This is a genomic window from Haloferula sp. A504 (assembly GCF_044385805.1).
Taxonomy (GTDB): Bacteria; Verrucomicrobiota; Verrucomicrobiia; order Verrucomicrobiales; family Akkermansiaceae; genus Haloferula.
Window position 1 is genome coordinate 1 of the sequence record NZ_JBISBU010000105.1, and the last position, 6,811, is coordinate 6,811.

5 protein-coding genes and 1 pseudogene are annotated in these 6,811 nt (G+C 62.1%); 5 read left to right on the forward strand and 1 reads right to left on the reverse strand.

From position 1 onward, the window contains the following. A pseudogene (locus ACG2LG_RS23300) lies at nt 1-104 on the reverse strand (ATP-dependent helicase); the annotation flags it as partial. A 40-nt stretch (nt 105-144) separates the two neighbouring features. Here ACG2LG_RS23300 and ACG2LG_RS23305 point away from each other — a divergent pair. From ACG2LG_RS23305 to ACG2LG_RS23325, 5 genes are read left to right on the forward strand one after another with little or no spacing between them, the layout of a single operon-like run. Further along, nucleotides 145-3,048, forward strand: a complete 2,904-nt coding sequence (locus tag ACG2LG_RS23305; RefSeq protein WP_396263195.1) for a DEAD/DEAH box helicase family protein — start codon at nt 145-147, stop codon at nt 3,046-3,048. Continuing rightward, nucleotides 3,045-5,006 (forward strand): N-6 DNA methylase, encoded by a 1,962-nt coding sequence (locus ACG2LG_RS23310; RefSeq protein ID WP_396263197.1) that lies wholly within the window; start codon nt 3,045-3,047, stop codon nt 5,004-5,006. Before ACG2LG_RS23305 ends, ACG2LG_RS23310 begins: the two co-directional genes overlap by 4 nt. After that, nucleotides 5,006-5,773: a TIGR04255 family protein gene (locus ACG2LG_RS23315; RefSeq protein ID WP_396263199.1), complete on the forward strand. Its 768-nt coding sequence runs from the start codon at nt 5,006-5,008 to the stop codon at nt 5,771-5,773. Before ACG2LG_RS23310 ends, ACG2LG_RS23315 begins: the two co-directional genes overlap by 1 nt. Then, on the forward strand, nt 5,752-6,285 hold the full coding sequence (locus ACG2LG_RS23320; protein WP_396263200.1) for a hypothetical protein: 534 nt from the start codon (nt 5,752-5,754) through the stop codon (nt 6,283-6,285). Before ACG2LG_RS23315 ends, ACG2LG_RS23320 begins: the two co-directional genes overlap by 22 nt. Continuing rightward, a complete protein-coding gene (locus ACG2LG_RS23325; RefSeq protein ID WP_396263202.1) occupies nt 6,282-6,710 on the forward strand; it encodes a hypothetical protein in 429 nt (142 codons plus the stop codon). The genes ACG2LG_RS23320 and ACG2LG_RS23325 overlap by 4 nt, the downstream gene beginning before the upstream one ends. Nucleotides 6,711-6,811 lie beyond the last annotated feature (101 nt).

Sequence of the window (6,811 nt, forward strand, 5' to 3'; positions counted from 1 at the left end):
CTCTTCTTCTGCTGGAGCTGGTGGATGCGCTCCTCGACGGTGCCCTGGCAGATGAGCTTGTGGACGAAGACCGGGTTCTTCTGGCCGATGCGGTAAGCGCGATCATTCTTGCCGGGGAAAGCGCATGTTTACTAGTTTCAGCCTGTGCCCGGCCCGGAAGATGAAGCTCGCGAAGTCATCGACGCGAAACTCGTCGCCGCCGGCTGGGCGATTCAGGATGTTGCAGCCGTGAATCTTGGAGCGGCTCATGGCGTCGCGGTCCGTGAATTTCCGCTTAAGCCTGGGCACGGCGAGGCGGACTACCTGCTCTACGTGGACGCCGAGGCGATCGGCGTCATCGAGGCGAAGCCGTCGGGCTTCACCCTCACTTCGGCGGAAGGCCAGGCTCGGCGCTACTCGGAGGGGCTGCCGGACGACCTCAATGCCCATCATCGCCCGCTTCCTTTCGTCTATCAGGCAAGCGGCACCGAGATTCACTTCACCAGCTTCCTCGACCAGAATCCCCGCTCCCGCGACGTATTCCATTTCCACACGCCCGAGGGCCTGCTCGAGATCTGCAAGGATGGTCCCCGCCAGTTGCGGAACATGGTGCGGGACATGCCGCCTCTTCCCGACGGTTCGCTTTGGGAGGTTCAGCGAAAGGCCATCGGCAAGCTGGAGGAGTCTTTCGCCTTCGGTCGACCGAAGGCGCTGGTCCAGATGACGATGGGATCGGGGAAGACCTTCACCGCGGTCAACTTCTGCTACCGCCTCCTCAAGTTCGCCAACGCCAAGCGGATCCTCTTCCTCGTCGACCGCAAGAATCTCGGCAAGCAGGCCGAGGCGGAGTTCGAGAACTTCGTCCCTCCGGATGATCCCCGGCGTTTCGGTGACATCCACACCGTCAACCGGTTGCAATCGAACACGCTGCGCCCCTCCGATGAAATCGTCATCACGACCATTCAGCGACTCTATTCGATCCTTCAGGGCGAGGAAGAGTTCGAGGGCGACGAGGAGGAGTCGCAGTTCGAGAAGGCCGAGGACCGCTTCGAAACCGAGCCAAAACCGGTGGCCTACAACCCGGCGGTTCCGATCGAACACTTCGACATCATCATCGTCGATGAGTGCCACCGCAGCATCTACGGCCTCTGGCGGCAGGTGCTGGAATACTTCGATGCCTTCATCGTCGGGCTTACCGCCACCCCCTCCAAGCAGACCATCGCCTTCTTCAAGAAGAACCTGGTGATGGAATACGACCACGCCAAGGCGGTCACCGACGGCGTGAACGTGGACTTCGACGTCTGGCGCATCCGCACCCGGATCACGGAGAGCGGTTCGAAGCTGGAGAAGGACCCGCATGTTTTCATCCCGATCCGCGACAAGCAGACCCGGGCGATGCGCTACGAGGCGCTCTCGGAGGACATCGAATACAGCGGCAACGAACTGGACCGCTCGGTGGTCGCCGAGGATCAGATCCGGACCGTCCTGGAGGAGTTGCGCGACAAGGTCTTCCCCACCGCCTTTCCCGGCCGCAAGGAAGTCCCGAAAACGCTCGTCTTCGCCAAGACCGACTCCCACGCCGAGGACATCGTGCGCGTGTGCCGCGAGGTGTTCGGTCAGGGAAATGACTTCTGCGAGAAGATCACCTACCGCACCGGCTTCACCAAGGTGCCGATCTGCGAGAAGCAGCCCGATGGCAGCCAGAAGGAGGTGGGCCACCGCTGGGAAAAGACCAGCAACCTCACGGCGGAGGAGGTCGAGAGCCATTTCCGCACCGCCTTCAACCCGCGCATCGCCGTCACGGTGGACAAGATTGCCACCGGGACCGACGTCAAGGCGATCGAGTGCCTGCTCTTCATGCGCGACGTGCGCTCGGCGAGCCTCTTCGAGCAAATGAAGGGACGCGGCGTGCGGGTGATCGAGCCCGACAAGCTGCGCGACGTCACCGGCTCGGCGAAGGCCAAGACCCACTTCATCATCGTCGATGCCGTGGGTGTCTGCGAAAGCAAGAAGAGCTACACCAGTCCGAGCAACGTCCAGCCTGGAGTCAGCCTCAAGAAGCTGCTCGACCACGTTTCGCTGGGCGGGACGAATTCCGAGGCCCTGTCCACGCTTTCGTCACGTCTCACCCGGCTCAACCGCCAGCTCACCGCCGACCAGAAGGGCGAGCTGCGGGACCTCGCCAAGGGGCGCTCTCTTTCCGACCTCGTCGGCAAGCTGGCCGAGGCCGTCGATCCCGATGCCCAGGCCACCCGCGCGCGGAAGGACCACGGGCTTTCCGCCAAGCAGGATCCGACCCCCGAGCAGGTCGAGGCGGCCGGGAAGGCGATGCGCAAGGAAGCGGCGAAGCCTTTCCTCCAGGCGGGCCTGCGCAAGCGCCTGCTGGAGATCCGCCAGCAGCTGGACCAGGTCATCGACGAGCTGAGCGATGACAAGGTGCTCCATTCCGACTACGACGCCGCCTCCGAGGAACGGGCGCGCGGGATGGTGAAGTCCTTCGAAACGTGGCTGCGCGACCACCGCGACGAGATCGACGCGCTGGAGGCCTTCTACTCGCGGCGCTACGGCACCCTGAAGTTCGCCGACATCAAGAAGCTCGTCGCCGAGATCCGCAAACCGCCGCTCAATCTCACCGTCGATTCCCTGTGGCAGGCCTATCAGCGACTGGAGAAGTCGGCGGTTCGCGGCACCGGCGAGCGCCAGATGACCGACCTCGTCTCGCTCATTCGTCACGCGCTCGGACAGCCGCCGAAATCGTCGGGCAAGATCAAGGATGAGATGGAGATCGGGGAGAATAGCGAGCTCGTTCCCTTCGGCGACCGGGTGCAGGAGCACTTCCTGCTCTGGCTCGCCGTTCAGGAGCGGGAAGGGGCGGCATTCACTGAGGAGCAGCAGCGCTGGCTGGGCGAGATCGTGCGGGTGATCTCGTCCTCGATGCGCTTCGAGGAAGAGCACTTCGACTACGATCCCTGGCTCTCCTCCCACGGCGGCCTCGGCAAGGCCCACGAGCTCTTCGGCGAGCAACTCCAGCCGATCCTTGAGGATCTCAATGACACGCTGGTCGCATGAGTGAGGAGCTGCCGGAGGGTTGGACAATGTGCAAAGTCAGCGAGTTGCTTGCCGACGTGTCTTCGGGATTTGCATGTGGCACCCACAATCAGGACCGGACAGGCATCGGCCATCTCCGGCCGATGAATGTTTCGGAGAAGGGCGAAATTGATTTGTCCGTCCTCAAGTCGATTCCTTTGGATAAGCTCAAGAGGGTCGTAGGACTCGGGGATATTCTGTTTAACAATACCAACAGTCCGCGCCTTGTCGGGAAGACGTCTTGGATCAATTCATCTGAAGCAGATGGCCTCGGGTTTTCGAATCACATGACAAGACTCCGGGCTCACTCGGGCATTTTGCCAGGGTTTCTTGCAAGGCAACTTCACCTACGTTGGCAAAACGGTTGTTTCCGGTCCTTGTGCAACAACCATGTCAACCAAGCCAGCCTCCAGCCTGCCGTATTTGATGAAATTGAGGTCGGGCTTCCCCCGACCGATGAGCAGAAGCGCATCCTCTCAGAGCTGGAACCCGCCCTCGCCAAGATCGACGAGGCGGAGGAGGCCTTGGAGCGGGTGCGGGGGAATCTGGAACGCTACCGCGCCAGCGTCCTGAAGGCCGCCTGCGAAGGGCGCTTGGTGCCGACGGAAGCGGAACTCGCCCGGGAGGAAGGGCGCGACTTCGAGCACGCCTCCGATCTTCTCAAACGCATTCTCGTCGCCCGCCGCCAGGCGTGGGAGAAGGCCCAACTGGAAGCCTACGAGAAGAAGGGGAAGAAACCGCCGAAGAACTGGAAGGAGCGCTACAAGGAACCACAGGAACCCGATGTTGAAGGGCTGCCGGATCTGCCTGAGGGGTGGTGTTGGACGTCGGTCGAGCAGCTGACTCAAGGGGGGCGGCCATGTGCCTATGGTATCCTTCAACCTGGTCCGGATGTCGTCGACGGAGTTCCCATGGTGCGCATAGGCGATATTCGAGAAGGACGGGTGCATGTGAACGCGATTAAGAAAGTTGCCCCGGAGGTTGCTGCCGAATTCCCACGCACCCGCCTTTCGGGTGGTGAAGTTGCGATTTCCCTCGTCGGAGCGATTGGTCGTACAGCGGTTATTCCTGAGTGCCTGAAGGGCGGAAACACAGCCAGAGCTGTTGGCATCATTCCAGTGGCGCCCAAATGTGAATCGAAGTGGATTGATTTTTGGCTGCGCTCACCGGCTCACAACTATGCCTTGGCTCACGAGGCCAAGGAAGTGGCGCGGAAGACCTTGAATCTTGAATCGGTTCGAGCATTCCCAATCGCACTCCCGCCGAGAGCAGAACAGATCCGAGCGGGCGTTGAGATTGAGAGGCTAGACTCGCTTGTCGATGAAATCGAGGCAGTGACGCTGTCGCGTATCAAACACTGCCACGCCCTGCTCGAGACCGACGGTGGTCGGGCCGGCGTGGTGTTGCCGGACAACGTTCTTTTCGAGGGTGGCGGCGGCGAGTCGCTGCGGCGGCAGCTGCTCAAGTCCTGCGAGGTCCACACGCTGCTGCGCTTGCCGACCGGGATCTTCTACAAGCCCGGGGTGAAGGCGAACGTCCTCTTCTTCGACAAGAAACCGGGCTCTGCCAAGGTCCAGACCCGGAAGCTGTGGGTCTATGACCTGCGGACCAACAAGCACTTCACCCTCAAGCAGAAGCCGATCACGCTGGCCGACTTCGACGAGTTCCTGGGGTGCTACCGCCCCGGATCCCGCCATCGCCGCAAGGCGACCTGGTCGCCAGACAATCCGGAGGGTCGCTGGCGCTGTTACGACTGGGCGGAACTGGAGAAGCGTGACAAGCTCGACCTCGACCTGAGCTGGCTGAAGGACGAGTCGATCGACGACGGATCCGACCTCCCCGAACCCGACGAACTGGCCGAAGACATGATCCGGGACTTGCAGAACGCGCTCGAACTGCTCACGGAAGTCTCCCAAGTCGTCACCAAGCGCCCCTCCTGATGTCCGAGCCAGAAACCCTCGATCCCTTCAAGTTGCCGCACCCGCCCATCGTGGAAGCGGTGGTCGATATCGATTGCGATCTGCCGCCGGGCCTGGACTTCGCGATGGTTGAAGAGGCGATGGGGGATGCCCTCAAGGACCATTATCCGGTGCGTCGCAAACGGCTGGTTCACGAAGCCAAGATGGACCTGAAGGAAGGCGAGCAGCCGAAGCTGACCGCGCGGCACGGCCTGGCCGCCGTGCAATTCGTCGCTGAGGACGAGAAGCAGATCGTCCAGGCCCGTCCGGCAGGGTTTTCCTTCAATCGCTTGGGGCCCTACGGCTCTTTCGATGAGTATTTGCCCGAGATCGAGCGATGCTGGGCGGTGTTTGTGGAAGTGGTTCGACCGGTGCAGGTTCGGAAGCTGGGACTCCGTTACATCAACCGCATCCCCATCCCTCTCGAACACGGCACGGTGAATCTGGCCGACTATCTGCGGGTCAGCCCGAACCTTCCGGAGGGCTCCGGCCTCCAGTTCGCCGACTTTTTTCATCAGCATCGGGCGGGGGACCCGAAAACCGGCAACAAGGTCAACATCATCCTCGCCAGCCAGCCGCAGGACGACGGGTGCCTGCCGCTTCTGCTAGACATCGAGGTGTTTCGCGATGAACGTCTCGAACCGGCCCCGCTGGAAAAGTGGCGGGAATCGATTGAGCAACTCCGTTCGCTGAAGAACCATATTTTCGAACACAGTCTGACCCAGAAATGCCTGAACCTGTTTCAATAATCACCTTTGCCGGCGTCGCGGTGCTGGGAGGTGCGGGCTGCCTGCGGGAAACGCAGGCCCGGTCCAGCGGCGTGTCGGACCAGGCCGGATTCGTCGCCGAGACCGCGCGGTCCCTCGTGGCGCGGAACGACCTCACGGCGTCGATCATCGGAAATCGTGCGGAGGTCATGTCCGAGCTTTATGAACTGGCAGGTGAGCACGCGCAGCCCGGCTGGGACGGTGCCGAGGCTCCGGCTGTCTCGGAAGCCGTGCTGGAGCGCGCCGCCGAGCTGATTGCAGCGTTGCCTTCTTCGGTTCCCAATCCCGAGCTGGCGGTAGATCCCGACGATGCAGCGATCGCCTTGGAGTGGAGCAACGGTCCCCACCGTGTGTTCTCGGTGAGTGTTGGCGAATCTCAGCGCATGGCCTGTGCAGGCATCGACGGCACCGACGTGTGGCACAACGTCAGCCGCTTCGATGGGGCGACGGTTCCGCCGTTCGTGCTTCATGGAATCCAGAAGGTGCTCGGATGAGCCAGCTTCCGTCGGGACTCTCTGCTGAAGTCGATGGTGGCGAACCGCTGGCGCGCTACTGCACTTCTTCGAGCTGGGTCGCGAAATCCAAGGGCAGGGTCAAGTATCAGGCCTTCATGCCTGCCCCGGATGACGACACCTCGGTCTATCGAAGCGAGGGGATGTCGGACGGAGAACTTTGGGCACATGCCGACCGATATTTTGTGAATGCGGAGGGGGAACCGTACCGAATCCACGGAGCGGCGGTGGTTGAGGCTTCCTGCGTGAGCGAGGCCGGAATCCAGATCATCCCCGATGAGGGACCACCGCGTCATGCAAATCTGAGAGGCTGGCCGCTTGACGCCGACCTGGAACTCCAGAAGTCGAAACGGAAAGCGGTGGCGAAGCGGATCGCCTCCGAGGCCAAGTGGCACGGGAAGGGGTAGCTGCTCTCACCCCAGCGGCGCGAGGAGCTTGGTGAGCACCGCGGGGTCGCGGGTGGCGGACTTGGCGGCGTCGGCGAGCAGCGCGTCGGCGAGCTGGCTCT

Excerpts from the sequence above, each read along its gene's own strand:
- ACG2LG_RS23310 (WP_396263197.1), top strand. The coding sequence starts at position 3,045 with ATGAGTGAGGAGCTGCCGGAGGGTTGGACAATGTGCAAAGTCAGCGAG.
- ACG2LG_RS23315 (WP_396263199.1), top strand. The coding sequence starts at position 5,006 with ATGTCCGAGCCAGAAACCCTCGATCCCTTCAAGTTGCCGCACCCGCCC.
- ACG2LG_RS23320 (WP_396263200.1), top strand. The coding sequence starts at position 5,752 with ATGCCTGAACCTGTTTCAATAATCACCTTTGCCGGCGTCGCGGTGCTG.
- ACG2LG_RS23325 (WP_396263202.1), top strand. The coding sequence starts at position 6,282 with ATGAGCCAGCTTCCGTCGGGACTCTCTGCTGAAGTCGATGGTGGCGAA.